This window comes from Bacillus manliponensis, from assembly GCF_000712595.1.
Lineage (GTDB): Bacteria > Bacillota > Bacilli > Bacillales > Bacillaceae_G > Bacillus_A > Bacillus_A manliponensis.
Window position 1 is genome coordinate 92,399 of sequence record NZ_JOTN01000001.1, and the last position, 25,008, is coordinate 117,406.

Below are 25,008 nucleotides of genomic sequence, written 5' to 3' on the forward strand. Positions count from 1 at the left end.
CCTCCGACTAGTTAGGATTGACAAAACCCACTCAAAAGCTTATCACATTTATTTATAAAACGTAAAGGAGGGAGAGGGAACAAACCCTCTCCCTCGTTTTGTCATTCATTCGCTTATGAATTTGTTAAGAATTAAAGACCTTTTGCAGCCATGTAAGCAGCTAAGTCTACAACACGGTTAGAGTAACCAGTTTCGTTATCGTACCAAGAAAGTACTTTAACCATGTTACCTTCCATAGTCATTGTAGATAATGCATCGATTGTAGAAGATGCTGTTGCACCATTGTAATCGCAAGATACTAATGGCTCGTCGCTGTAAGCAAGAATTCCTTTTAATTCGCCTTCAGCTGCTGCTTTGAATGCTGCGTTTACTTCTTCAACTGTTACTTCTTTGTCAAGTTCAACAACTAAGTCAACAAGAGAAACGTTAGCAGTTGGAACACGTACTGCACCACCGTTTAATTTACCTTTAAGTTCTGGTAATACTAATGCTACTGCTTTCGCTGCACCAGTAGATGTTGGGATCATGTTCTCAGCTGCTGCACGAGCACGACGTAAATCTTTGTGTGGTAAGTCTAAGATTTGTTGGTCGTTTGTGTAAGCATGAACTGTTGTCATCATACCGCGTTTGATACCGAATTTCTCGTTAAGAACTTTTGCGAATGGAGCTAAGCAGTTTGTAGTACAAGAAGCGTTAGATACTACATGGTGGTTAGCTGCATCGTAAGACTCGTTGTTAACACCCATTACTACAGTGATATCTTCGTCAGAAGCTGGAGCAGAGATGATAACTTTCTTAACTGATCCGCCTAAGTGCTTCTCAGCGTCTGCTTTAGCAGTGAAACGACCAGTAGATTCAACAACTACCTCTACGCCGTAGTCGCTCCATGGTAATTGAGCTGGGTCACGCTCAGCGATAACTTTGATTTCAGTACCGTTAACAACGATGCTGTCGCCATTTACAGTTACGTCTGCATTTAAAGTACCATGAACTGTGTCATATTTTAAAAGGTGTGCTAATGTTGCAGCATCTGTTAAGTCGTTGATTGCTACTACTTCTACCTCAGAGTTGTTTAATGCTGCACGGAAAACGTTACGTCCGATACGGCCAAATCCATTAATACCAATTTTAACTGTCATTTGAATTTCCTCCTTGGGGGATGTATATATTAAAGGGTTATTTACCCCTTAGTAACTCTTTTGCTGCACCTTCATCTGTTACTAACAGCGAAGTATGCCCTTGCTTAATTACTGCTTGAATTGCTTTTGCTTTTGATGATCCTCCAGCGACTGCAATGACGCGAGATACGTTCTGTAACTCCTCTAGCTGCATACCAACTGTTTGTACTTTATGAACGACTTCACCTTGTTCATTAAAATAGTATCCAAAGGCTTCACCTACCGCATGACTGTCTTTAATCTTTGTCCAATCTGCTTCTGAAGTACTTCTTCTACGAGCCATCGTTAAGGCATCACCAATTCCGTGAATGACGATATTGGAAGATCGAATCAATTCAAGAATTTCTTTCACAGAAGGTTCTGTCACAATGGATGCGTACGCTTCACTACTTACATGGTCCGGAACATACAACAAGCGATAATTACTCATCGTATTTTGCGCCATTTTCGCGCAGATTGTGTTTGCTTCAAGCTCCACACTCTCTCCGATACCGCCGCGTGCTGGGACAAATAGCATATGTAAATCTTTGCAATCTAGTTGCATCATGTCTGCGACAGCAGCTAACGTTGTTCCTCCAGTCACAGCAACGATATTATTCGCTGTGAGATGATCTTTTATACAAGTCACACAGGCACGGCCCATTTCCAGCTTTACCCACGGTGATTCATCACTATCACCAGGGACAACGAAAACTTCATCCAAATCTAATGTTTCCTTAAGCTGTTTTTCTAAAACCTTTAAACCAGAAATCTCTTTCATAAAGTCTTCCAAAGCAAGAACAACAGCTGTTCCTTCTTCTGTTAATGTCATTCCAGAAGAGGCGACGTGAAGTAAGTTTTGTTCTTTCAAAACTTGCACTTCACTTCGTAATACTCGTTCTGTCATACCGATACTTGCTGATAAATTTCTTCTGCCAATTGGTTGCATGAGCCTCACGTGCTGAAGAATTTGCATTCTCGTTTGCATAACAGGTAGCAGATCAGGCAATAATTTTTTCGTGTACTGAATCCATGAGCGCATAAATTCTCTCCTCACCACATTGGTTCACTCTCTATATGGTCATTATATGTCCCATAGTGACAAAATGTGTCCCACATAGTGTAAAAAAATATTTCCTGCTACAATTAGTATTGTAACAGGAGATACAAAGTTATTCAACTCTTTACTATATTGTTTATATGTTGTATTATGTCACTTTTGTGAATGATTCCATAAGCTACTTCTTTCCCATCTATTTCAACGACTGGAATCATGATTTGATACTTCTCCAATAACTCATCATCTTCATAAATATTTACTTCCTTTATATGGAGCGAAAATTCATCTGTGAGTTCTTGTAGTACTTCTTTCGCCTCTTCACAAAGACAACAATCATGCTTTCCATATAATACAACGTCCATTCCTCTCACCTATCCAATCGTTTTTCGAAGTGAAGACGCAGGAATATTGAGCTGTTCGCGATACTTTGCTACTGTTCTACGCGACACAACCACTTCATGCTCTTCTTCTAACATTTTTGAAATCTTCTGGTCCGAAAGTGGTTTCGTTTTATTTTCGTTGTTAACAAACTGCTGAATAAGCTGCTTCACACGCTTTGTAGACACAACCTCATCTTCTGTTGTCACAATCGCATTACTAAAGAACGATTTCATCTCTAATAATCCGTGCGGCGTTTGTACATACTTATTACGAGTTGCGCGACTAATTGTTGACTCATGCACCCCTAGTATTTCTGCTACCTCTCTTAACGCAAGAGGTTTTAAGTAGTGAGGACCATTCATAAAGAAATCACGTTGCTTTTCCGTAATGACTTCCATCACTTGAAGCAATGTTTGCTTTCTTTGTTTTAAGCTACGGACAATCCACTGTACATGCTGGTACTTCTCAGATACATACGAGGCTACTTCTTTCTCACTATTATGAAGAAGTTCGCTATATTCAGAATGAATCTCAATCTTTGGCATATTTCGTTCATTCATTTGTATAACAAGTGAATCGCCCTTACGCTTTACCGCAAGGTCTGGAACGATATACATCGGCTTTTCTGACGAGAAAGCGAGCCCTGGTTTTGGCTGAAGGGACGTGATTACATCAACTGCTTCTTGCAACTCTTCTTTTGTACATTTTAATAATTGCAATAATTTACGCCAGTCTTTCTTCACTAAATAATCGAAATATTGTTCCGTTATTAACTCCGCCAAATCACTTCCGCTTTGTAAACGCTTTAATTGCAATGTAAGGCACTCTTGAATATTGCGCGCCCCGACCCCTGCTGGCTCTAGTGACTGCACAACTTCCATCATTTCATCAACTTTTGATAACGGAGCTGCTAATAACACTGCCAATTCCTCGTTACTTTCTTTTAAGTACCCATTTTCATCGATACTTAAAATAATGTACGAAAGCATTTTTCGTTCTGTTTCATCTATAGAATAGTACTGTAATTGACTTAATAAATATTGCTGAATTGTCATGGAGTCTACGCTGTAAATTTCCATTCCATTCTCTTGTTGTTTCCCCTTGTTACTACTTTTACTCTTTTTCTCCCGATCAAAGCATCCCATTTCAATAAGGGGATTCTCTAACGATTGCTCATACAAAAACTCCGATAACTCCTGTACGTTATACTGGAGCATTGTAATTGCTTGCCTTAACTCTTGTGTCATCGTCAAACGTAAGCTTTGTTCTTGTAAAAGACTTGCCTTCACTTTCATCTCCCCCTTGTTTCTATTGTACAATAAGTTTGCGAAAAGGAGAATCCTTACTCTGTAACTGCTTCCATGTACTGTTATTTCATATGTATTAATAGACTGGTTCAAATACGACTGTAATTTTAATAATATTGAAAGGAAATGTTAAAAAGGTGAATGAATTGGAGAAATCACGAAGTTATTTATTACCACATACTAATAGTAACTCTTAATACTTGTTTTCACAACAATATTTTTCGTCTTTTCAATAAGTTCTAATAATCAAAAGGAAATGAAACTTCAATCTATAATCAGATGGCGTGAATTAATCGCAATGTATTTACTGTCCGTGAATAATCATGTAAGGGGGCTAATCATGGAGAAACAAGAATTAATCGAGCGGTTTATCGATCTAAGTGTGAAATACTTTGACTTAATCGGAACAGAAACACCTGAACTAGAAACAATTCGAAATGAGCGCTCGAAACTAACAGAATACTTATATACAAACTTTGACTTTGTGAATCAAGCTGTAGATGAACACCTTGAAGCAGAAAAAATGTAATTTTTCACATAGTAAAAACCCCTTGTATTTATAATCAATACAAGGGGTTTTCATTATAACGCGCCTAGAGGGATTCGAACCCCCGGCAGACGTGGTACCGGAAACCACCGCTCTATCCGACTGAGCTATAGGCGCATGAATTTTATATATGGATATTATATCCTGCCCTCTTACCAGTACGCAAGTAGAAAAAAACTGCAATACCATTTCAGTTCGAAAAAGAAAGAGGGCTTTTCCACGAAAGGATTAGCCCTCTTTCTTCTACTATTATTTAACCGGCAATAATTCCTCTTCAGTTACCCACTTATGATTCTTCACTTCTTCTCCGCCAGTAGTTGGAATGAAATCAACCATATAAACTGTCGTTTCTTCAGCTGAGTCAATTGTTGCTTTAGCCCCGTCCATACCCTTCATATGATCAGCATTTACAACAACCTCATCTCCAGGTTTTAACGGTGCTTCACCAGCATCTTTTAATTCTTCATGAATGACCCACTTATGATTCTTCACTCTTTTTCCATCCGTTGTTTGATCATATGAGATTGCATAGACAGTTGTCTCATATGCACCTACGATGATTGCTTCTGCTCCCTTCATTCCTGACATGTGGTCCGTTTCCATTACAGCTTTACTTCCTACTTTATAAGTTGGATTTTCTGCTTCTTTTAAGCCTTTCGGAACTTCACCTGAACTAGAATGATCCATATTGCTATGGTCCATATTACTATGATCTGTTTCCTCATTTTGTGTATTATCTTTTTTACTTTCTTTATCTGCGTCGTTCGTATTTGAACAAGCCCCTAGTAAAAGAACAAAGGCTGCCATGAAAGATACAAAAACTTGTTTTTTAAACATATACATCCTCCTAAAATATTTTGTCCTATCATAACAAGAGAATGTGCAGAAAATATGGAAGAAACTTATTCAATTATCCCCCTACGGTCTGCCAATATAGACCTCGTCCCTTCATAATAGAAAGACGGATTGCTTTCTAATGCCACATAACTTTCACACAATGTACAATATCTTACTAATTACACTATGATAATATTAGTTATATAACAGTACAAAACGGAGATGATTAAATCGTGACTTGGTTTTTTATAGTTTCCTTAATCCTTATGGCCGCTTTTAAAATATTAGTAGCGTCTATGCCAAATTCAGTTGTAGAAAAGATTATTCGTCATTTTGAATTACATCCTGTGCTCGATGATACAAATGCCTCTGTCACAATCAATGGAAGCACATTAAAAGACACGGACAAAACGAAAATTATTCGTCAGTTTAATGAAGCGCTATTTTTAGAAAAATATTACTTTCCGCCTCAACATGAAGGGACTCCAGTAGTGATTAATAGTAAAAAAGGAAAACGCGATGTTACATTCTTTTTATACAACGATGAAGATCATATTGATGTCATCAAACAATATAAGAAAAAAGCAGTTGGATACAGTCTACGTTCCAAAGACTTACAAGACAACCCTCTGTTCACTCAGTTTACTTCTAAGACCGTCTCATGATGGTCTTTTTTCAATACAAAATGTTGTTTAAATTTATGAAATTCGGTTATGATGATGAAGATACAGTAGCAGGGAAATTGAAATTACATAGCGAATAACATGTTATACATACATATGATTTCACTACAACCATTTCGTTTGACCTTTATTGACCATAGTTGTATGATAAGGATAAGAAAGCGTTTAAAGGAGGAAATGACACATGAATTTAATCCCTACAGTTATTGAACAAACAAATCGCGGTGAACGTGCTTATGATATTTACTCTCGTCTATTAAAAGACCGCATCATTATGCTTGGTAGTGCAATTGATGACAACGTAGCAAACTCAATTGTTTCTCAGCTTTTATTCTTAGAGTCACAAGACCCAGATAAAGATATCCACTTATATATCAATAGCCCTGGTGGTTCTATTACAGCAGGTATGGCAATTTACGATACAATGCAGTTCATTAAACCAAATGTATCTACAATTTGTATCGGTATGGCAGCATCTATGGGTGCTTTCTTACTTGCAGCTGGTGAGAAAGGCAAGCGTTTTGCACTTCCAAACAGTGAAGTAATGATTCACCAACCACTTGGCGGTGCACAAGGACAAGCGACTGAAATCGAAATCGCTGCAAAACGTATTTTATTCCTACGTGAAAAGTTAAACCAAATTCTTGCTGATCGTACAGGTCAACCGTTAGAAGTGCTACAACGCGATACAGATCGTGACAACTTCATGACAGCTGAAAAAGCGTTAGAGTACGGCTTAATCGACAAGATTTTCACAAATCGTTAATAGTAAAGAAGCTACCGCAAAGTAATGCGGTAGCTTTTTTTTAGAGAAGTTTAACTTTCGGTGATTATTAAGGGACATATCACCAAAAATGAAAAATTGTACGCTAAGAGTCAACACTCCTGTTGTAGTTCAAAATACGATTGGTCATAGTTTGATCTTCATCATGTAATACCTCAATAACTCATTTGATAATTTATCCTGTTAGCCAGCGCTCACATCAAAAAATAAGGATATACCAGCATTACATACATAATAAGAAATTACCCTTTCTTCCAAATAACAAAACAGAGGGTGACCTCGGATTATTTTAACCCATTAAGATGTTTAGTTCTTTTTATAAACTTCTTTGAGCATACCAGAACCAATTCCTCCAACAATCATCAAAATTAAAGGTCCAAAATTCCAGAAGAAATTTCCACCGTATAAATTAAAATCTAAAGGAGTAAATTGATTTAAAAGCAACATACTTATTTTAATCACTAAAAGAACAATACCTATTAATATTAAAACATCAAATATAAACTTTAATTTTGGATAAGCTAACTGTTTACTATCTTTAATTACTTTATTTGTCAATTCCTCATCGCTCCTTAATAATTCATCAATGGTTACATCAAAGAGATCACTTATTTTAATAATAATTTCGATACTTGGATAATTTTGACCAGTTTCCCATTTAGAAACAGATTGTCGACTGACAAAAAGTTGTTCTGCCAATTTTTCTTGAGACCAACCGTTATTGACCCGCTCTTTTTTTAATTTTTCTCCAAAAATCATATAAGTTATCACCTTTCCGTAATATACAATCAATTATTGTTAAAGCTGTTGTTAAAAGTAAAGATAGCTTTGTTTGCACCGCATTGCAACTTGTAGTTGCCATCTATGAATAATACTAAAAACTACTTATATTTGCTAGTTAGAATCTGTTTTATTCTAACTCTAAAATCTTAGGTATATACAGGTCTTATCTTGGACTAACGCACCGATAAGATGGAAAGATGGCGATCATTAATTGCAAAAAGTTAAGGAGTGGATGGAGGCGCCATAAAAAAATAACCAAACTACACAAATCGCGTAATCTGGTTATTTTCACTTCACTCTATTCACCTTGCACATAAGTAGCTAATGCTTCTAGCGCACCTTCTGCGTCGGAGCCTTCTGCTTTAATGATTAAGTTACAACCTGCACCAATTGCTAAACTCATAATTCCCATTATGCTCTTTGCATTAACAGTTTTGCCGTCTTTTTCGATAAAGATATCAGCATGAAAACGATTAGCCTCTTGAACAAACAACGCAGCCGGACGTGCTTGTAAACCGTTTTTTAATAAAACTTCTACTGTTTTTTGAACCACTTCTCCCTTTCCCCTCTCCTAACTATTTCTTTGCAATCGTTTCCCCTGCACGTAATTTCTCTGCAATTTCATCGATTTTACGCAAACGATGGTTGATACCTGATTTACTAATTTTCCCTCCAGATACCATTTCACCTAGCTCTTTTAGTGTAACATCTTGATAGCTCACACGTAATCTCGCAATTTCCTGTAATTTATCAGGCAGAAAATCAATCCCTACCGTTTCTTCAATGTAGCGAATATTTTCAATTTGCCTTAGTGCTGCACCAATTGTTTTATTTAAGTTCGCTGTTTCACAATTCACAAGACGATTTACAGAATTACGCATATCACGGACGATACGAATATCCTCAAATCTTAACAGTGCATTATGTGCCCCAGCGATATTAAGAAACTCTGTAATTTTCTCCGCCTCTTTTAAATACGTAATATAACCTTTACGTCTCTCTAACGTTTTACTATTTAAGCTAAACTCATTCATCAACTCACAAATCGCATCATTATGCTCTTGATATAATGAGAAGATTTCTAAATGATACGATGATGTTTCTGGATTATTCACAGAACCACCCGCTAAAAACGCACCGCGTAAGTAAGATCGTTTACAACATTTCTTATCGATTAAATCATATGAAATGTTACGAATAAATGAAAAGTCTTCACGAACGATATGAAGATTCGCCAATATCTCACGCGCTTTTTCGACTAACCGAACGATATAAACGTTATTCTTTTTTAATCGCATCTTTTTACGAACGAGCAATTCAACTGTAACATCATAACCTTTTTTGAGTAGTGTATAAATTCTTCTAGCAATTGCCGCATTTTCCGTTTGAATATCAATCGTAAGGCGGCGATTGGAAAAGGAGAGTGAACCATTCATACGAAGTAATGCCGACAACTCTGCTTTCTCACAGCACTCCTTCATCTCGAGCTTTGTTAGCTCTTTTTTTGTCTCTGATGCAAATGACAATTGTTTCACCTCCTCTAATTACTTTAGGAAAGTAATACCCCCACATTGATGTGTGAGGGAATTACAAATCCTGTATTTATAACAATGAATATAAAATGGATGCAAGCTTCAGCGTATCATGACGGACGACCTTGTCATCATACTTTGCAAGATGACTTTGAATAATCTCGATATTGTGTGCCGCAAATTTTTCTTCGTCAACGTGAACTGGCTCTGACATTTCATTTGCATAACGTGTTAATAACCCAGCAGGAATTTCTTGATTGTTAGCAATTACAGTATCAATAAATGGTTGTTCTAAATGACTATGCAGTGCCTCTACATGATCAAATGCCGTATACCCCATTGTTTCTCCTGCTTGTGTCATTACGTTACAAACATATACTTTCTTCGCTTTCGCTTCAATAACTGCCTGACCGATTTTCTGCACTATTAAATTCGGCAAAATACTTGTATACAAGCTACCTGGTCCAAATACGAGTAAGTCTGCCTTTTGAATCTCTGCTAATGTTTCACAAAGCGGTTCCACATCACCCGGTGTTAAAAAGACGCGTTGAATACGCTTACCAAAATAAGGTATTTTCGATTCACCTGTTACAATGCTCCCGTCTTCTAATTCCGCATGAAGAACAACACTTTGATTCGCAGCTGGTAACACACGACCTCTTACATTTAACACTTTACTCGTTTCTGTAATTGCATGAAAGAAGTCTCCAGTAATAGACGTCATTCCAGCTAGCAACAAGTTTCCAAGCGCATGACCTTCTAACCCTTCTCCTGACGTGAACCTATGTTGGAATAGAGCTTCCACAAGTGGTTCTACGTCAGATAACGCAACAAGGACGTTACGTACATCACCTGGAGGGGGAATATCTAGTTCATCACGGAGTCTGCCCGAGCTCCCGCCATCATCTGCAACCGTTACAATTGCAGTAATATCAACAGGATACTTCTTTAAGCCACGAAGCAGAACCGATAGTCCAGTTCCGCCCCCCATAATGACGATTTTGGGTTTTCTCTCTTTTTCCATCGCTTAATGTCCCTTTCTCTTCTCCACATCACGATGGGATACATGAATCGCGTAGTCTTGCTTCAAATGTTTCCCAAGATACTCTGTAAGTGTAACAGAACGATGTTGTCCTCCCGTACATCCAATAGCGATTACAAGCTGACTTTTTCCTTCTCTTTTATAATGCGGTAGCATGAAAGTAATAAGGTCTGTTAGTTTCTCTAAAAACTTGTGCGTTTCATTAAACTTTAACACATATGAAGAAACTTCTTCATCAAGTCCTGTTAACGGCTTCATGTGTGGAATGTAGTATGGATTTGGTAAAAAACGAACGTCAAATACTAAATCCGCGTCAATCGGAATACCGTATTTGAAACCAAATGACATGACATTGACACGAAATGCCTGCTCATCTTCTGTTGAAAATAATTGAACAATCTTTTCTCTTAATTCTTTTGGTTTTAAGTCAGATGAATCTAGCACGATATTCGCACGTGCCTTCATATCTGTTAATAACTCTCGCTCAGCTTCAATTCCTTTTAACGGAAGACCTGTTGGTGCGAGTGGATGCGAGCGTCTTGTCTCTTTATAACGCGTTACAAGTGTGCTATCTTTTGCATCTAAAAATAAAATATGAGGAATGATCCAAGTACGTTCCGTTAAATCATCAAGTGCTCCCCATAAATGTTCAAAAAACTCTCGGCCTCTTAAGTCAATACCAAGTGCTACTTTATTCATTTTCCCTTTTGACTCCGCCATCAACTCAACGAACTTTGGCAATAGCATCGGTGGTAAATTATCTACACAGAAATATCCTAAATCTTCAAAACTTTGTAACGCTACTGTTTTTCCGGCACCAGACATCCCTGTGATAATGACCATTTTAATATCATTTTTTGCTTCCATTGTATTTCCCCCCTCTATCGTTTAGCTCGGGTCTAATCGATACGAAAGTAATTCAAAGTCTGGCGTATATACAAAGGTTCCGTAAATTATACCATTCCCTTTAATTAAATAATCGATAATATGGTAATCACCAGGCGCCATTGCTAAATCATCAATTTTATCAAATTCATGCCAACCGATGATTCCTTCTTCGCTTTCCAGCTTATTTTCTCCTGCAAAGTCTGTCGCTAAGAAAGAGAACATCATCCATTCAGATACAACTTTGTCCCCTTCTTTAATGACAAATGTAAACACACCTTTTAATGATGGGTTCTTTAAATAAATACCGGTTTCTTCTCGATATTCACGAACCACAGATTCTCTGACGGTTTCGCCGTGCTCCATTTTTCCACCGGGAGCAACCCACCAATTCCGACGAGGTTTTTGTAATAGAAGAACTTCATTATCTCTAATTAACACGCAATTTGTCACTCTTTGCAAAATTCTTCACCTCAGCTACTTATGACGAATTTCTCCGCCGTATACTTCCTTTATTATACTATCAAATACTGTTTGTCACAACGAAGGAACTCTTAGCCTGAAATGGATAAAACGATGGAAAATGCCTCCCATCGTTTTATTCATTATCTATATTCTCATAGTATAAGTACACAAGAGTAACGATTATTTACTATATAGTTACAGGAATGAACATTATAAACCTTCTTACAAATCATCAACAATAATATAAGCTGTTTTAATCGGTCCATGTACACCAACAACAAGATTCATTTCAATGTCAGCACTATTTGACGGTCCAGATACAAAATTCACACAAGATGGAAGTTTTGCCCCTTTCACATTTTGTTCATGGATCGCCTTCGTCGCTTGCGTTAGTCTTGGTACAAGTGTACTTTTCGGAACGATCGCGATATTTGCTTCAGGAAGAAGGCTTACATGTCTCCCTTTTTCACCATCATTAAATAGTACGACCGTTCCCGATTCAGCCAATGTCATATCACTAAACGTAATACCAACATCAGCATGCCTAGCAAATTCAATCATCTCTTCAAGTTTCTCACTTTCCCATCTCTTACAAGATAGTTCTCCATTTTCTAGAAACTCACTTAACTTATGTTCGTCAAATCGTTTATCATTTGCATAAACAACCGATTTTGTATTCCATTCCGTCATGCAAGATTGCAGCGTCTCTGTCAGCTGCTCTTGCGTTGTACGCTTTACTTCCGTATGAATGATTTCACAATGCTCAATTAATTTTAATACAAGTTCATCTTTTGTTAATCCCTCGAATACACTCCACTGCGGTGAAATGGTCCAGCTTGGTTTTTCAACCGAATTCGGACGTTCTCTTCCCAATTGCTTAGCTATATGTCCTAAAAAAGCTTCACGATTTTGAATTCCCATTATGCTCCTCCTTTGTCCGGTTTCCAAACCAATCACGAAACGGTTGTTTTTTTGGCGCAGGAAAATCTCTCGCAATTGTCCAAGCTTTTAGCGGTCCGACGCCTTTCTCGATCTTATCCCCTTTTGTAAATGGCATTAACCCGTAAGGAGCAGCCTTTGCTGCAAAGGAGAAAAGCGCTGAACTATTTACAACTTTCTCAAAGCCCTTCATGGAAGCATTCCAAAAGAAAGGTGATAGCTTCTCATCCTCTACAATGCGGCGACGATGTTTAATTAACAAATCATGAAGTGGTATTTTTACAGGACACGCCTCCGTGCAAGCGCCGCATAGACTTGATGCATAAGGTAAATCATCATATTCTTCATATCCACCTAACAGCGGTGTTAATACAGCACCGATCGGCCCCGGGTAAATCGAGCCGTATGCATGCCCACCAATATGACGGTACACAGGACATACATTAATACATGCCGCGCAGCGAATACATTGCAGTACACTTTGAAATTCAGTTCCTAAAATGTTAGAACGACCATTATCAACAATCACTAAATGAAACTCTTCCGGTCCATCTACTCCGTCCGGCTCTGTTAGCCCTGTTATATAGCTCGTCAATTTTTGGCCAACTGAACTTCGGCAAAGGAGCGTCACTAACACATCTAATTCTTCCCATGTTGGAACAATACGTTCCATTCCCATAACTGTAATTAATGTCTTCGGAATTGTTGTAACTAAACGTGCATTTCCTTCATTTGCAACAATAGAAATAGAGCCAGATTCCGCAACCGCAAAGTTACATCCTGTCACCCCAACATCAGCTGTAAAGAAATCATCACGTAAATAATTCCGTACAAAGCGCGCCATTTCAGTTGGATCAGACGTCCCCGTATAACCGAGCTTCTCTTTGAAAATCGCACAAATATGTTCTTTATCTTTATGAAGACACGGAACAACGATATGCGACGGGGGATCGTGATCATTTACTTGTAAAATAAATTCTGCAAGATCCGTTTCTAATACTTCTCCGCCTGCTTCTTCAATCGCTGAATTTAAACTAATCTCTTCAGTTACCATCGATTTTGACTTCACGACTTTTTTCGCATTTTTTTTCTTAATAATCCCTTTTACATACTCCCTTGCATCTTCAGCCGTTTTCGCAAAAAAAACGGAGCCACCATTCTTCTCAATTACATCACTTAGTTGATATAAATAGTAATCAAGATTGCTTAACGTATGTTGACGAATTTCTTCTCCTAAAGCGCGCCACTCTTCCCAATTTCCAAGGCTCTCTGTTGCCTTCAACTTTTTAATTCTCAACCCATCTTGCGCCCTAGAAACCGCTCTGCGCATGAACTCATCGCTAATCCCCGTTTCCGTACGCTTATGAAACGGATCATTCCCGATTTTTAATCCCATCGTTATATCCCCCTTTGCTCATTTCGTTCTTCATTTAATACTTGTGCAATATGCTTTACATCAATTGGATAACCAAGCCTTGTTAACCGCCCTTTTATATTCATTAAACAACTGCAATCCATCCCAATTAATAAATCCGCCTTTGTCTCCATAATGCAATTTACTTTCTCCTCCACCATTTCCTCAGAGATTTCGGCCATTTTCACGGAAAACGTACCGCCAAATCCACAGCAATCATAGTTATGAGGTAATGGTACAACTTCCAATCCTTCAACATGCTTCAGCAACGTTTCAGGCGGTTCCTTAATCCCCATCAATCGGCTCATATGGCAAGATGTATGGACGGTAGCTCGTTTATTGAGAGATGCTCCTAAATCTGTCTTGCCTAACACGTCAACAAGAAACTGCGTAAACTCGTACGTCTTACTCGCAAGCTCTTTCGCCTTTTCTTTCCATATCGCTTCTGTTCCCTCAAATAACGTCTCAAATTCATGAACCATTAAAACACAGGACCCTGACGGTGCTACGACATACTCAGCACCAGCAAATGCCTCAATCATATGCTTAGCTGCCGTTTTCGTCTCTTTATGATAGCCACTATTGTAAGCAGGCTGTCCGCAGCAAGTTTGATCTTTCGGAAAATCAACCTCGCATCCTAAATCTTCAAGAATCTCAACAACATCTTTTCCTACCTCTGGATAGAAAACATCCGCAAGGCACGTAATAAATATCGATACCTTCATGATTGGCACCCCCAAAAATTCCTCTTTCATGTATGTTTGGTAAAAAATACTGAAAATATTTATGAATAATAAAAAAAACGACTGAGAAATCTCAGTCGTTTACTTTTTGCTAAAGTATGCTACAATCGCATACCCTAATACAAATGTTATAATCGATACAACAATCTTCGTCACACCCGCTGGAATACCAGGGAATATAACAACAAGCGAACCAATAACAAGTCCAATAATTACTGCAAATGTCATCGTAGCAAAATGTTTTAATAAATAACTAATCCCTTTACTACTTACAATAAATCCAACTACTGCCCCTGCACCAATTGCTGCGATAATCGGGAAGTTTAATTCCGTTAACGCATTAATTGCTGTTGGGTATACACCAATAATAAGTAAGACAAATGAACCACTAATACCAGGAAGTAGCATTGCCATACTCGCAAGCCAGCCAGAAAAGAATAACCCAATCGCACTTAATAGTGTAATTGTTGTAATTGGCTCCGCTGCTTCTTCTGGCTTTAAGAAACCTGTCATTGCAACAAATGCAGCTGCAATTACAAGAACAACAACGTGTCCAGCTTTAAACGTTTCTTTTACATTCGCTTCTTTCATAAGCATGGGAATAATACTAACAATTAAACCAAGGAAGAAAAATTGCGTTGGTTCATGATGAAACTCTAATAAATATTTAATTACATGACTTAACGTCGCAAACGCTGCTACAACACCTAAACCAAGTGGAATTAAAAATCCTAAATGCTTCTTCCACTCACGGCTAAAAAAGCCGCTAATCGCTGCCAGCAATTGCTCATAAATCCCAAGTACAACAGCAATCGTTCCGCCGCTCACGCCAGGAATTAAATCACTCACTCCTATACAAAAACCACGATATATATTACGCCATTCCATGTTGAATAAACTCCTCATTTCTTTGAACATTTTGGCACAGGCTCTATTATAACAATAATTAAATTTCTAATACAATAAAATATCTTACTTTAATGCACCCATAAACTAGACACATCCCTACTCTAATTCTCCTCCCCCTCTTCCCCTATCTAAAAAGGAATATCCATAAGCATGACGAATTTATTAATTATATTAAAGTGAAATACCGATAGTTCATTAACATATGAGAAAATGAAGCTTCTATTAATAAAGGTTTTACAACCTATTAATATAGGATAACAAAACCTTAACAAAATATTATACTAATAACTACGGAGGTAAAGATGCAAACTATAGATCCAAAAGGCACACTCTTACATCGCTATCCATTTTTAATGATAGATGGTATTACAGAAATCAATACTGAGAAATCTATCAAAGGGTATAAGCTCATTACAAATAACGATTGGTTTATTACAGAAACTCAAAAAACAATGCCTCATATATTAATTGTAGAAGCACTTGCGCAACTTGGTAAATTTGCTGAACCTAAAAATTCTGAAGGCATAGGTTTCCTCTCTTCATTTGATGGTGTAAGTTTTTTAGGAGATGCGTTCCCTGGTAATAGGCTAGATTTACATTATGAAGTTTTACGGAACAAAAAAGGAATTTCTCTTGGAAAAGGTATAGCTTCTATCAATGGACGTACTATTGTAAAAGTGGAAAAAATATTAGTTCTTACACGAGTGAGATAAAATCTTTACACTTAATATATCAAAAAAAAAAGGTAAAGGCCTATATAGAACAGGCCTTTACCTTTTTTCCATTTTACATTTTTATCATTTTCAAGTTAAACGTCATCTTATTAAGCCTTAATAACCAAACAAGCATTATGACCATTCATATCAAAAGCATTGATTATTCCAATTTTCATCTTTGATCGATTTGTTTGCTTTTCATTCTTTACATTTAAAAACGGTAAAGCTTCCTCCCGCTTCATTATATTTAGACCCAGTATAGTTTGCGTAACTCCATTTGTAGCTAATACATTTCCTGTTATTTCTTTATGAGAATCGAAGAAATAATGATGTTCCTTAAAGATATCTTCCATTGCTTGAATCTCAGCTTCATTACAATCTGAGATTCCTCCTGAATGTAAATACACAAAATCTACTTCATATGGCTCTATTTGCGCATCTTTTAAAGCGGCTTGTATAACTTTTTTGTAAGAATTTTTTCTATCCCCTACACATGTATTCATCCCACTTCCTATAACTTCACCTAATATTCTTGCTCCTCTTTTAAGGGCATGTGACTCTTCTTCAAGCACTATAGCACCTGCTCCTGACCTTAAATTTAACTTTTCTTTCACATGATTATAAGCAAGAGCTTTATAAGCCGTTTTTGTAAGAGGAGAAATATCTCCTTGCGTACCACCTGCTAGCATCACTTTTATTCTTCCATTTTTGATCATTCTTACAGAGTTTCCTATAGCTATTAAACTACTTGCTTCTCCAGCCACTATTGTACTTGAGGGACCTTGACATTCATTTTTAAGTGTGATTTCAGCCGCAGGAGCATTAATCATAGCTGATACAGAGTAGTATGGACTCACTCGTTTAGGACCTCTTTTAGAAAACAATTCCATATTTTCCAAAATGAATTGTTCTCCACCATTACCGGCTACTCCGAACATAACACCAACATGACTTGAACTTTCCTCATGTAATCCTGCATGATGCATAGCCTCTTGAGCCGAAATCAATGCATATTGTGTACTTCTATCCAATCGTTTTACTTCTTTTCTTTCAAAAAATTGTGATGGATCATACATCTTCCCTAAATCTTTTTTCGATATAATATCTGCATAGGATTCCTCTCTACAACCCACAAATGTCTTATAGTGTAAATACTCTCTCCATACTTCTTTAAAACTTGTACCTAAAGAATTAATCAAACCATACCCTGTAATCATTACTCTTTTATTCACTACATCCACCTCATAAAAACAAAGCTTACATATACTATACTTCTCTAACTATTCAGCTGATTTAACTTCTTTTTGCTCCACAATGTATTTAACAATACTATCAATTGTTTTAAAGACATCCATATCAACTACCCCTAAATCTAAATCATATTCTTTCTTAAGAGCATTAATGAATAGTAAAACATCCATAGAATCTAAACCATAAGGAGAATCCTTTCCAAATAAAGGTACATCGTTTTGGATTTCTTCAAGACTAACAGGCATTTCATACATTTCTACAAGCTTTTCTTTTACTTTTAACTTAATCATTTTAAAAACCCCTTTTTTCATTTTTTTTATATTTTAAACATAATGAACCCCATAAAAAACCAGCACCAATTGCAGAGAAAACTAAATGATCACCTTGTTTAATCTTATTTTCACTCATAGCTTTATAGAATGCAGAGAACAGTGTAGCTGATCCTGTATTCCCTTGTTCCTGCACTGTCAAAGACGCTTTATCTAGTGGTGCTCCTATAGCACTCATCGCCTCTTTAATAATGTTCAAATTGGCTTGATGGATAATGAAATGATTAATATCTTCCATTTTAAGATTTGCACATTCTATAGCTGAACAGATAGACTTAGGAAGGTTTTCTGTAGCTTTCTTCCATACCTCTCTCCCATTCATTTTCAGGAACTGACTTTTATAAATATCTTCATCTTGTAAAGGAACCGTTCCACCCCCTGTAATTTCAACTGCATGGGATAAATCCGAGCCGATGTTCCACGATAATATGCCATTTCCCTCTTCCGTTTTCTGAAGAATCATCGCGCCAGCAGCATCTCCTAAAAACACTCTTGTCGTACGTTCTTCAGGGTCAGTAATACGGGATAATACCTCTGCTCCAATAACAAGAACATTCTTTATATTCGAATTTTGCAACATATGAGATCCTAACACGATAGAAAAAATACCACCTGCACAACCTGTTTGGTTTAAATCAATTGGAATTGCATTTGTAGCACCTAACTGTTCTTTTACAATCAGTGCCGTAGAAGGCAACCTCTGATCTGGTGTAGTTGTTGTTAATATAATTACATCGATTTGTTCTGGTAAAACTTGTGCATCTTCCATTGCTTGCTTGCTAGCAAATAGACACATGTCTGATGTCACAAGCCCATCTTCTAAGAACCTTCTTTCTTTAATACCTGTTTTTGTTTGAATCCATTCGTCAGTCGTTTCCAAAGTTTTAGTTAACATCTCATTTGTAATTACCTGAGTCGGTTTATAAAATCCAATCCCTTGTATCGTTACAGGGGTACGAAGACCACTTACATTTTTAGTACTCGTTCTTTCCACTGTGTCCACTTTCAACCAATTCCACTCCTTTTTTTGGAAAATCCCCATATATTTCTCTTACCGCAGTTGGAACATCTTCAAGTTGAATAACACACTCTACAATAACCGTCTTTCCTTGATTATATTGTTGATATGCTTCTTTAAATGTCGTCCCTACATCTTCTTGCTTCTTTAAAGAAAGTACCTTGAGCTGTGGGTGCTCCACTCCTACAAGCGGAAACATCCGATTGACAAATGATAGTGGGTTTTTTCTTTTTTTATTTTTATTTTGAAACTGTAACCATCCATATCCACCGTTTTTTAATACTACGTAAATGACTGGAACTCGATTGTTTATAACTGTTTCTAATTCACTACGAAATAGATTGAATGCACCATCACCCACAAAAGCTACAACTGGTCGATCGTCCTGAGCCTTAGCTATACCAACGGCTGCACTTAATCCAAACCCTAAACTTGTTTGTTCACTTGGAACAAATGCATTTTGTCCTTTTTTTAATTTTAAATATGGGAAATAGTACGACCACATATCTTGTAGACCATTTTCATGGACATATATAGCATTAGAAGGTGTATACAATTGTAATCCCTCTAAAACGTGTGCAACACTCAACTCTTTAATATTTTGTAAATAACCCTTCTTTTCTAGCAATGCTTCCTGCTTAAGAATAGCTATTTTCTGAAGCCACTTGTCCTTTTCTAACGGATTTTGAATGAGGGAGGTAAGATAATCTACAGCTAATTCAATATCACCTACAAGCTTCATTCCTCTAAACTCTAAGTTAAAGTCTTCTTCATGAATATTAATTTGAACCACTTCTTTTTGTTTCAAAAGATCTTCCCATCCAAAAAGAGCTGTTTCCTCTAATTTACTCCCTAGCGTAATTACAAGATCTGCTTCCTCCACAATCGGAAGTAATTGCTGAGGACAATATAGGCCTGCTAGTCCACAAAACAAATCATCCTCTTCGTCATAAGCCCCTCTTCCAGAAGCAGTAACAAACACTGAAGAACCTATAATATTAGCAAATTTGTTTAACTTATGATTATCAACTAAACTTTTGCATCCCCCACCTAACAATAAAAGAGGGCGCTTTGATTTCATCAATTTATCTTTTACTACCTTTATAGATTCTAAGTTCGGCATAGGTGCTGAAAGAGAATGAGCTGAAAATTCAGACGAATCAACATCTACATATGCTTCACCTATGTCCTCTGGAATCTCAATATAGACAGGACCAGGTTTCCCATGAAGAGCCAAAAACATTGCCTTTTTTAGCACCCATTCAATAGAACTAGGAGACTCTAATCGATGGCACCATTTTACTAAAGGTGAGATAAATGATATTTGATCTGCTTCTTGGAATGCCTTTCGATTTCCATATATCTGTGTACGTGTCCCAGATCCTATTATTAATATCGGAGCACTTTGAGAATGTGCCTCTAATAAACCTGTCACACAGTTAGATACCGCTGGTCCTTTTCCAACAACACAGACACCTATTTTTCTTTTAGCTAACGCTTGACCTATCGTCATAAAGACAGCATTACGTTGATCCTTATTAACTAAAAATTCAATTCCACATTCTTCAATGGCATTCATCAATTGAAGGTCATCACTTGGTAATCCATAAACTGTTTCAACTTTATTTCCCTTTAAAACATTTGCAACTACTTCATATACACTCATTTGCATCATAACTCACCGCATTCTTGCAAGTGTTCCCTAAAGATCAATGAAAGTAAAATTGGTTTGATGAACAATTCTCCCTGATAAGAAACATAGTTAGCCATCGGTCCATAACCTCCAAACGGATTATTACCATCTTCTATATCAAATAAAGTTTGGTTCACCGAAACAGTATGTTTTCTCTCTAAAAATGAAATTAATTCATCAACTTCTGTTCCATATACAGTTGCTCCCATCGCTCTTTCAAGAAAATAACCTGTATCCAAGACCTCTTTAACTTCTTCTATTTCTTCATAACTCATAATATTAAATATTGGTAAAAAGAACTCATCGATCTTAACTTTATCTTTTAAAGAACTCACCAAGACTGTTGGTTCTATAAACTTTTCTTTATAATTAATACTACCACCATGAATAATGTACTGGCTGTTTTGATTTAAATACTGTGCTACTGTCTCTAAAGTAGATGTATAGTGAATCCTTCCATAATCTGCTTCTTTATCGGAGTTCTCCCCATACTTCAAATTGTTTAATTTCGCTCTTAACAATTTGATAAACATATTTTTCTTTTGTTCAGGTACATAAATTACATCTGGTCCCATACAATCTTGTCCTGTATTAAACATTCTCGCACCTATTAAATCTTGCACTGCTTTTTCTAGCTCTGCAGATTCTGTTACTATAAATGGATTTACACCTTGACCGAAGAAAATGAACAACTGATTTTTTGAAAGTTGTGCTTTAATATTTTCTGCATTTTGATAAGTTCCTGTAAATAGCACCACGTCTGCTTTTAAAGCAGATTCTCTAAGATATTTTCTATAAGAATACTCTTTTAACTCTATTGGTAATTGATGAACTTTTTGAAATAAATTATGCAGCTTTCTAACCTGATTAATAACTAAGCTAGAACTACGAAATTCTATATTCTTTACATACAGCGATGGAATAAGTAAGTACAAAATATAAGAATACAAAATTACGTTAGATGGCATAAAAATTGACATTCGATTAATGTTAGGTGGTTGATTTTGACGCACCTCATCAAAAGCATTTTCTAAAGCTCGTAGTGAACTATCAAACTCTGCCTTAGCTGTTTGATACGTACTAATCTCTGTTAGAATTTTTAAAAACTCCTCTTTGTTCCTCTTCATATATTGCATACATAATAAAATGTTTTCTTTACGCTCATCAAGTAATGTAGTAGTTACTTCCCTCTCCAATATCAAACTTTGCATAGTTCATTCTCAACTCCACTCTTTCTATATTCTGCTGCCCAAATCTTGAGTGCTACAAAATCTACCTTCCCGTTAGGAAGATATGGGAATTTTTCTAAAAAAACAATTTTATCTGGCATTAGTACAGGGTCTAAGTTCTCGGTCACTGCGTTTTTTAATCCGTTATTTTCCAAAGGAGAAGCTTCCAAGAACAGAATCATATATGCCCCTTTCTTTTCATCATGGAAAGTAACTATCTTTCCTTTTATCCCCAAAGCGTCCTCTACATTTTTTTCAATTTTCGCAGGGTGAATAACATAACCTTTTCGAACAACCTCTTCTCCCTTTCTTCCAATAATGAACAGATTTCCATGACTATCTAAATATCCTAAATCATTCGTTTTAAACCAACCATCTTTCAACACTAAATTTGTTTCATTAGGTAAATTTAAATACCTTTCCATTACATCTGGTGTTTTGACCACTATTTCTCCAATTTCTCCATTAAGTAATTGCAAACCCTTTGAATCTATAACTTGAACTTCCACTCCTTCCAAAGATTTTCCGCAGCCATTTTTATGAGTAGTTACATTAAGTGCTACATTCCCGAGCTCTGATAGGCCATATCCATCTAATAACGGTTTTCCTAAAACAGATTGGAACTCATCTCCAAGCTTACTTGATAAAGGTGCTCCACCTACACACCACATGCGGACACATGACTGTTTTAAATTCTCCTTGATTTTCTCCCTTTTTTTAAGGATATTAACCAAGACGTGGTAGGTTGAAGGAATCCCATCAACAACAGTTACACGCCAATCATTAATAGCTTTAATAATAGACCTAATTTTCTTATAGTCACAAAGGACTAAATCACACTTCATCATTCTCCACAAAAACACAATAGATAAACCATAAAAATGAGTGAAGGGAATTAAAGGTAACAATACATCGTCATCCTGATATCTCATTACATCCATTGTTTTCTTCAAATTTAAAGTGAAGGCAGTTCCAGATTTAACAATCCCTTTAGGTTTTCCTGTTGAACCTGATGAGTATAAAATAAGAGCATCTTCTTTATGAATCCAATCAGGATTAATACTATCTCCTACCTCAACTAAAGAATCAATTTTCATTGGAGGGTTCAATTGGATCCTCCTAATTTCGGGTGATAGATTCAATTTTTTATCTGAAATACATACACTGCTTCCACAATCTTTTATAATCTCATTCAATTCCTTTTCGCCGGTCAAACAATCTACTAAAACAATTGACACGGCTAATTCTGTTAAAGCAAAAAATCCAATTAAGAAGTTATAGGAATTCTCCGCCGTAAATAAAACTCTTTCTCCAGCAACTACATCCATTTCTTTCAAATACATTTTATAAGCCTGAATATCTCTTTTAAACTCTTGAATAGAATAAGTCTTCTCTGAAGTATAAATTTTATATCCCATTAGTTCCTACCTCTCATCGTAAAACCGCTTTACTCTCAAATAATTCAGGACCAATTCTGACGGTATTAAATTCATTCTTTAGTAGTTGCGCAAATAAATTCCTCGGTCCTACAACATAAACTTGTTCTATTTTCTGTTTCCTCATCGTATCCGTCACTAAATCCCAACGTACAGGATTATCATAGCCATCTAATAAAGACTGCTTAAATAATTCTGTATCCTTTATTACGTCACCATCCACATCTGATATAATAGCTGTTTCCATCGGCTTAAAATTAACTTGATTATATAATCCTTTCTTCAATTGCTGATGCAGGTCTTTCAAAAGGATACTATGAATTGGCTGTTTCATTGTGTGTAAGGAAACACATTTAGGTTTTGTATTAATTTTCTCTTTAAGAAGTTTAATTGTTTTTGCTTCTCCACATAGGCATACTACTTTTTCTAAAAAACCAACTAACTCTAAATACATTCCCTTCAATTGAAACTCTTTAATAATCGTCTTAGCTTCATTTAAAGACATATTATAAATAAAGTGTGTTTGATATTCTCCATCCATCTGTTTAAAGAATGCTTTTGCTTGCTTTGCTGCTTCATGCGTTAGCCATACTGCTTCATCATAAGCAAGTGTATTTGTTTGAACTGCTGCACTCATCCCACCAAAGCTTACCCCGATTGCAAAATCAGGTTGACAGTTGTAGTGATTATAGTAATGATCTAACAATGCAATGGAGTTAGCCAGAAAGCAAACTTCATATACTTCTGGAGCCTCATCAACTTCAGCCTCCTTAAAAGCATCTACAAGAGAATATCCTAATACTTCGCTAGCCTCCTTAAACCTTTGAATTGCAAACGGGCTATTCTTAATAAAACTCTCAACTTCTTGATAATGAGATGGTGCTAACCCTGGGAGAACAAGACCATTCATCCCCTACTCCTCCTTCATCTGTAATATTCCTAGCATTTCTTGCACATCAGCTAGCGTTACAAGTGGTACAATTTCAAATTCAATATCAGTAAATTCTAAAGACTTATACACAAAGTTCCCTGGTCCTAATACAAATAATTTTTGAACTCCCTTTTTAGATAATTCCTTTAAAGATTGATACCATTGCACACTATTTGTATACTGTTCCACTAAATCATGAGCTACTTTTGATACATGAATAATTTCTTTTGCATCCACATTACTTATTAGTGGTGTAAGTGGTTTTTTCACATGAACATTAGTCATAAAACTCTTATCAAATTCTTTTTTTACACTTTCCAACAAAGAACAATGCCCTGGAGGTCCATAAGGGATTTTAACGGCTAGCGCTCCATAACCTTGAACCTCTTCATTCAATTTTTCTAAGCTCTCAAAATCGCCGTTAACAATCATTTGATTAGATGTAGCATGCATACAAGGCTCTAATATATATCCCTTTTTCGAAAGCTTATCAATACTAAGCTCCATAATTTCTGTGTCTATATTATAAAAAAAATAAACACTATACGACTTATTTTGAAATTCTGCTGCTTCTAGATCACACATAACACGAACCATATTTAATGTATCTTTAAAATCTAGGCATCCACTACAATGAAATGCTGTAACCTGTCCAAGGCTTGGCCCAAGAAAATAATCAACTTTTCCTAATTTCTCTCGTAATAGTTCATATAACGCAGTCGCTATTGTTACAATACTAGGCCTTGCAATAATACCTGTATTTACAATCTTTTCATTATCTGAAAAAAACTGCTCAGCAAGGTCTATTCCAATAATATTGCTAGCTTCCTCAAATTTTCTTTGAACATGTGGAATATGATCATATAATTCACGGAAACTCCCTTTTTTTAAAGTCATTAATGGTGGAAATAACAAAGCTGATTTCATTTATATTACC

At 36.4% G+C, this 25,008-nt stretch carries 27 protein-coding genes and 1 tRNA gene; 4 read left to right on the forward strand and 24 right to left on the reverse strand.

The window, feature by feature from the left end; all coding sequences use genetic code 11:
* Nucleotides 1-131: 131 nt before the first annotated feature.
* From gap to rpoN, 4 genes are all read right to left on the reverse strand, one after another.
* Nucleotides 132-1,139, reverse strand: a complete 1,008-nt coding sequence (gene gap, locus BAMA_RS00430; protein ID WP_034634948.1) for a type I glyceraldehyde-3-phosphate dehydrogenase — start codon at nt 1,137-1,139, stop codon at nt 132-134.
* 37 nt (nt 1,140-1,176) lie between these two features.
* Nucleotides 1,177-2,199 carry a sugar-binding transcriptional regulator gene (locus BAMA_RS00435; protein ID WP_034634950.1) on the reverse strand — a complete coding sequence of 341 codons (1,023 nt, stop codon included), beginning with the start codon at nt 2,197-2,199 and terminating at the stop codon, nt 1,177-1,179.
* A 134-nt stretch (nt 2,200-2,333) separates the two neighbouring features.
* Nucleotides 2,334-2,579, reverse strand: coding sequence for a glutaredoxin family protein (locus tag BAMA_RS00440; protein ID WP_034634953.1), 246 nt, complete (start codon nt 2,577-2,579; stop codon nt 2,334-2,336).
* Nucleotides 2,580-2,588: 9 nt separating this feature from the next.
* Nucleotides 2,589-3,887 (reverse strand): RNA polymerase factor sigma-54, encoded by a 1,299-nt coding sequence (rpoN, locus tag BAMA_RS00445; RefSeq protein ID WP_034634956.1) that lies wholly within the window; start codon nt 3,885-3,887, stop codon nt 2,589-2,591.
* Nucleotides 3,888-4,245: 358 nt separating this feature from the next.
* On the opposite strand from rpoN, the gene BAMA_RS00450 reads away from it, so the two are divergent.
* Entirely contained in the window at nt 4,246-4,434 is a 189-nt protein-coding gene (locus BAMA_RS00450) for a hypothetical protein (RefSeq protein ID WP_034634958.1), read from the forward strand.
* Between the two features lie 59 nt (nt 4,435-4,493).
* Here the strand turns inward: BAMA_RS00450 and BAMA_RS00455 are convergent.
* Nucleotides 4,494-4,569 (reverse strand) — tRNA-Arg (locus BAMA_RS00455).
* A gap of 132 nt (nt 4,570-4,701) precedes the next feature.
* Nucleotides 4,702-5,289, reverse strand: a complete 588-nt coding sequence (locus BAMA_RS00460) for a YdhK family protein (protein ID WP_157405936.1) — start codon at nt 5,287-5,289, stop codon at nt 4,702-4,704.
* 233 nt (nt 5,290-5,522) lie between these two features.
* Between BAMA_RS00460 and BAMA_RS00465 the strand changes: the two genes are divergently transcribed.
* Together BAMA_RS00465 and clpP are read left to right on the forward strand one after the other, a co-directional pair.
* Entirely contained in the window at nt 5,523-5,954 is a 432-nt protein-coding gene (locus tag BAMA_RS00465) for a YfmQ family protein (protein ID WP_415782852.1), read from the forward strand.
* A 202-nt stretch (nt 5,955-6,156) separates the two neighbouring features.
* Nucleotides 6,157-6,738, forward strand: a complete 582-nt coding sequence (clpP, locus tag BAMA_RS00470; RefSeq protein WP_034634965.1) for an ATP-dependent Clp endopeptidase proteolytic subunit ClpP — start codon at nt 6,157-6,159, stop codon at nt 6,736-6,738.
* A 324-nt stretch (nt 6,739-7,062) separates the two neighbouring features.
* On the opposite strand, the gene BAMA_RS00475 is transcribed toward clpP, so the two are convergent.
* The 10 genes from BAMA_RS00475 to BAMA_RS00520 all read right to left on the reverse strand — a co-directional run bounded on the left by BAMA_RS00475 (nt 7,063) and on the right by BAMA_RS00520 (nt 15,447).
* Complete coding sequence (locus BAMA_RS00475) at nt 7,063-7,515, reverse strand: helix-turn-helix domain-containing protein (RefSeq protein ID WP_034634968.1); 453 nt, start codon at nt 7,513-7,515, stop codon at nt 7,063-7,065.
* A gap of 322 nt (nt 7,516-7,837) precedes the next feature.
* Entirely contained in the window at nt 7,838-8,092 is a 255-nt protein-coding gene (locus BAMA_RS00480; RefSeq protein ID WP_034634971.1) for an HPr family phosphocarrier protein, read from the reverse strand.
* A 22-nt stretch (nt 8,093-8,114) separates the two neighbouring features.
* Nucleotides 8,115-9,065 (reverse strand): DNA-binding protein WhiA, encoded by a 951-nt coding sequence (gene whiA / locus BAMA_RS00485; protein ID WP_034634973.1) that lies wholly within the window; start codon nt 9,063-9,065, stop codon nt 8,115-8,117.
* A gap of 76 nt (nt 9,066-9,141) precedes the next feature.
* Nucleotides 9,142-10,095: a gluconeogenesis factor YvcK family protein gene (locus BAMA_RS00490; protein WP_034634975.1), complete on the reverse strand. Its 954-nt coding sequence runs from the start codon at nt 10,093-10,095 to the stop codon at nt 9,142-9,144.
* 3 nt (nt 10,096-10,098) lie between these two features.
* Nucleotides 10,099-10,980 carry an RNase adapter RapZ gene (gene rapZ / locus BAMA_RS00495; RefSeq protein WP_034634976.1) on the reverse strand — a complete coding sequence of 294 codons (882 nt, stop codon included), beginning with the start codon at nt 10,978-10,980 and terminating at the stop codon, nt 10,099-10,101.
* A 21-nt stretch (nt 10,981-11,001) separates the two neighbouring features.
* Nucleotides 11,002-11,460, reverse strand: coding sequence for an NUDIX hydrolase (locus BAMA_RS00500; RefSeq protein WP_034634977.1), 459 nt, complete (start codon nt 11,458-11,460; stop codon nt 11,002-11,004).
* 225 nt (nt 11,461-11,685) lie between these two features.
* Nucleotides 11,686-12,384: a LutC/YkgG family protein gene (locus BAMA_RS00505; RefSeq protein WP_034634978.1), complete on the reverse strand. Its 699-nt coding sequence runs from the start codon at nt 12,382-12,384 to the stop codon at nt 11,686-11,688.
* Complete coding sequence (locus BAMA_RS00510; protein ID WP_034634979.1) at nt 12,365-13,798, reverse strand: LutB/LldF family L-lactate oxidation iron-sulfur protein; 1,434 nt, start codon at nt 13,796-13,798, stop codon at nt 12,365-12,367. The genes BAMA_RS00505 and BAMA_RS00510 overlap by 20 nt, the downstream gene beginning before the upstream one ends.
* Nucleotides 13,799-13,800: 2 nt before the next feature.
* Nucleotides 13,801-14,541, reverse strand: coding sequence for a (Fe-S)-binding protein (locus tag BAMA_RS00515; RefSeq protein WP_034634981.1), 741 nt, complete (start codon nt 14,539-14,541; stop codon nt 13,801-13,803).
* 99 nt (nt 14,542-14,640) lie between these two features.
* Entirely contained in the window at nt 14,641-15,447 is an 807-nt protein-coding gene (locus BAMA_RS00520) for a DUF368 domain-containing protein (RefSeq protein ID WP_034634983.1), read from the reverse strand.
* Nucleotides 15,448-15,779: 332 nt separating this feature from the next.
* Here BAMA_RS00520 and BAMA_RS00525 point away from each other — a divergent pair, with 332 nt between their 5' ends.
* Complete coding sequence (locus BAMA_RS00525; protein ID WP_034635588.1) at nt 15,780-16,181, forward strand: 3-hydroxyacyl-ACP dehydratase FabZ family protein; 402 nt, start codon at nt 15,780-15,782, stop codon at nt 16,179-16,181.
* Nucleotides 16,182-16,291: 110 nt separating this feature from the next.
* Here BAMA_RS00525 and BAMA_RS00530 read toward each other — a convergent pair whose 3' ends face one another.
* From BAMA_RS00530 to BAMA_RS00565, 8 genes are read right to left on the reverse strand one after another with little or no spacing between them, the layout of a single operon-like run.
* Nucleotides 16,292-17,416 carry a beta-ketoacyl-[acyl-carrier-protein] synthase family protein gene (locus BAMA_RS00530; RefSeq protein ID WP_034634985.1) on the reverse strand — a complete coding sequence of 375 codons (1,125 nt, stop codon included), beginning with the start codon at nt 17,414-17,416 and terminating at the stop codon, nt 16,292-16,294.
* A gap of 48 nt (nt 17,417-17,464) precedes the next feature.
* Nucleotides 17,465-17,725 (reverse strand): acyl carrier protein, encoded by a 261-nt coding sequence (locus BAMA_RS00535; protein ID WP_034634986.1) that lies wholly within the window; start codon nt 17,723-17,725, stop codon nt 17,465-17,467.
* A 1-nt stretch (nt 17,726) separates the two neighbouring features.
* Nucleotides 17,727-18,767 (reverse strand): 3-oxoacyl-ACP synthase III family protein, encoded by a 1,041-nt coding sequence (locus tag BAMA_RS00540; RefSeq protein ID WP_235184410.1) that lies wholly within the window; start codon nt 18,765-18,767, stop codon nt 17,727-17,729.
* On the reverse strand, nt 18,739-20,457 hold the full coding sequence (locus BAMA_RS00545) for a thiamine pyrophosphate-binding protein (protein WP_034634992.1): 1,719 nt from the start codon (nt 20,455-20,457) through the stop codon (nt 18,739-18,741). Before BAMA_RS00545 ends, BAMA_RS00540 begins: the two co-directional genes overlap by 29 nt.
* Nucleotides 20,454-21,686 (reverse strand): aldehyde dehydrogenase family protein, encoded by a 1,233-nt coding sequence (locus tag BAMA_RS00550; protein ID WP_051758841.1) that lies wholly within the window; start codon nt 21,684-21,686, stop codon nt 20,454-20,456. The genes BAMA_RS00545 and BAMA_RS00550 overlap by 4 nt, the downstream gene beginning before the upstream one ends.
* Nucleotides 21,674-23,122: a class I adenylate-forming enzyme family protein gene (locus BAMA_RS00555; RefSeq protein WP_034634994.1), complete on the reverse strand. Its 1,449-nt coding sequence runs from the start codon at nt 23,120-23,122 to the stop codon at nt 21,674-21,676. Before BAMA_RS00555 ends, BAMA_RS00550 begins: the two co-directional genes overlap by 13 nt.
* 13 nt (nt 23,123-23,135) lie before the next feature.
* Nucleotides 23,136-24,050: a hypothetical protein gene (locus tag BAMA_RS00560; RefSeq protein WP_034634996.1), complete on the reverse strand. Its 915-nt coding sequence runs from the start codon at nt 24,048-24,050 to the stop codon at nt 23,136-23,138.
* Between the two features lie 3 nt (nt 24,051-24,053).
* Complete coding sequence (locus tag BAMA_RS00565; RefSeq protein WP_034634999.1) at nt 24,054-24,998, reverse strand: ACP S-malonyltransferase; 945 nt, start codon at nt 24,996-24,998, stop codon at nt 24,054-24,056.
* Nucleotides 24,999-25,008 lie beyond the last annotated feature (10 nt).

Coding starts and splice junctions, on each gene's coding strand:
- BAMA_RS00560 (WP_034634996.1), bottom strand. CDS start 24,050: ATGAATGGTCTTGTTCTCCCAGGGTTAGCACCATCTCATTATCAAGAA.
- BAMA_RS00510 (WP_034634979.1), bottom strand. CDS start 13,798: ATGGGATTAAAAATCGGGAATGATCCGTTTCATAAGCGTACGGAAACG.
- BAMA_RS00555 (WP_034634994.1), bottom strand. CDS start 23,122: ATGGGATATAAAATTTATACTTCAGAGAAGACTTATTCTATTCAAGAG.
- BAMA_RS00520 (WP_034634983.1), bottom strand. CDS start 15,447: ATGGAATGGCGTAATATATATCGTGGTTTTTGTATAGGAGTGAGTGAT.
- BAMA_RS00450 (WP_034634958.1), top strand. CDS start 4,246: ATGGAGAAACAAGAATTAATCGAGCGGTTTATCGATCTAAGTGTGAAA.
- BAMA_RS00505 (WP_034634978.1), bottom strand. CDS start 12,384: ATGGGAATTCAAAATCGTGAAGCTTTTTTAGGACATATAGCTAAGCAA.
- BAMA_RS00535 (WP_034634986.1), bottom strand. CDS start 17,725: ATGATTAAGTTAAAAGTAAAAGAAAAGCTTGTAGAAATGTATGAAATG.
- gap (WP_034634948.1), bottom strand. CDS start 1,139: ATGACAGTTAAAATTGGTATTAATGGATTTGGCCGTATCGGACGTAAC.
- BAMA_RS00490 (WP_034634975.1), bottom strand. CDS start 10,095: ATGGAAAAAGAGAGAAAACCCAAAATCGTCATTATGGGGGGCGGAACT.
- BAMA_RS00545 (WP_034634992.1), bottom strand. CDS start 20,457: ATGATGCAAATGAGTGTATATGAAGTAGTTGCAAATGTTTTAAAGGGA.
- BAMA_RS00565 (WP_034634999.1), bottom strand. CDS start 24,998: ATGAAATCAGCTTTGTTATTTCCACCATTAATGACTTTAAAAAAAGGG.
- BAMA_RS00550 (WP_051758841.1), bottom strand. CDS start 21,686: ATGCAAAGTTTGATATTGGAGAGGGAAGTAACTACTACATTACTTGAT.
- BAMA_RS00460 (WP_157405936.1), bottom strand. CDS start 5,289: ATGTTTAAAAAACAAGTTTTTGTATCTTTCATGGCAGCCTTTGTTCTT.
- clpP (WP_034634965.1), top strand. CDS start 6,157: ATGAATTTAATCCCTACAGTTATTGAACAAACAAATCGCGGTGAACGT.
- BAMA_RS00435 (WP_034634950.1), bottom strand. CDS start 2,199: ATGCGCTCATGGATTCAGTACACGAAAAAATTATTGCCTGATCTGCTA.
- rapZ (WP_034634976.1), bottom strand. CDS start 10,980: ATGGAAGCAAAAAATGATATTAAAATGGTCATTATCACAGGGATGTCT.
- BAMA_RS00440 (WP_034634953.1), bottom strand. CDS start 2,579: ATGGACGTTGTATTATATGGAAAGCATGATTGTTGTCTTTGTGAAGAG.
- BAMA_RS00475 (WP_034634968.1), bottom strand. CDS start 7,515: ATGATTTTTGGAGAAAAATTAAAAAAAGAGCGGGTCAATAACGGTTGG.
- BAMA_RS00515 (WP_034634981.1), bottom strand. CDS start 14,541: ATGAAGGTATCGATATTTATTACGTGCCTTGCGGATGTTTTCTATCCA.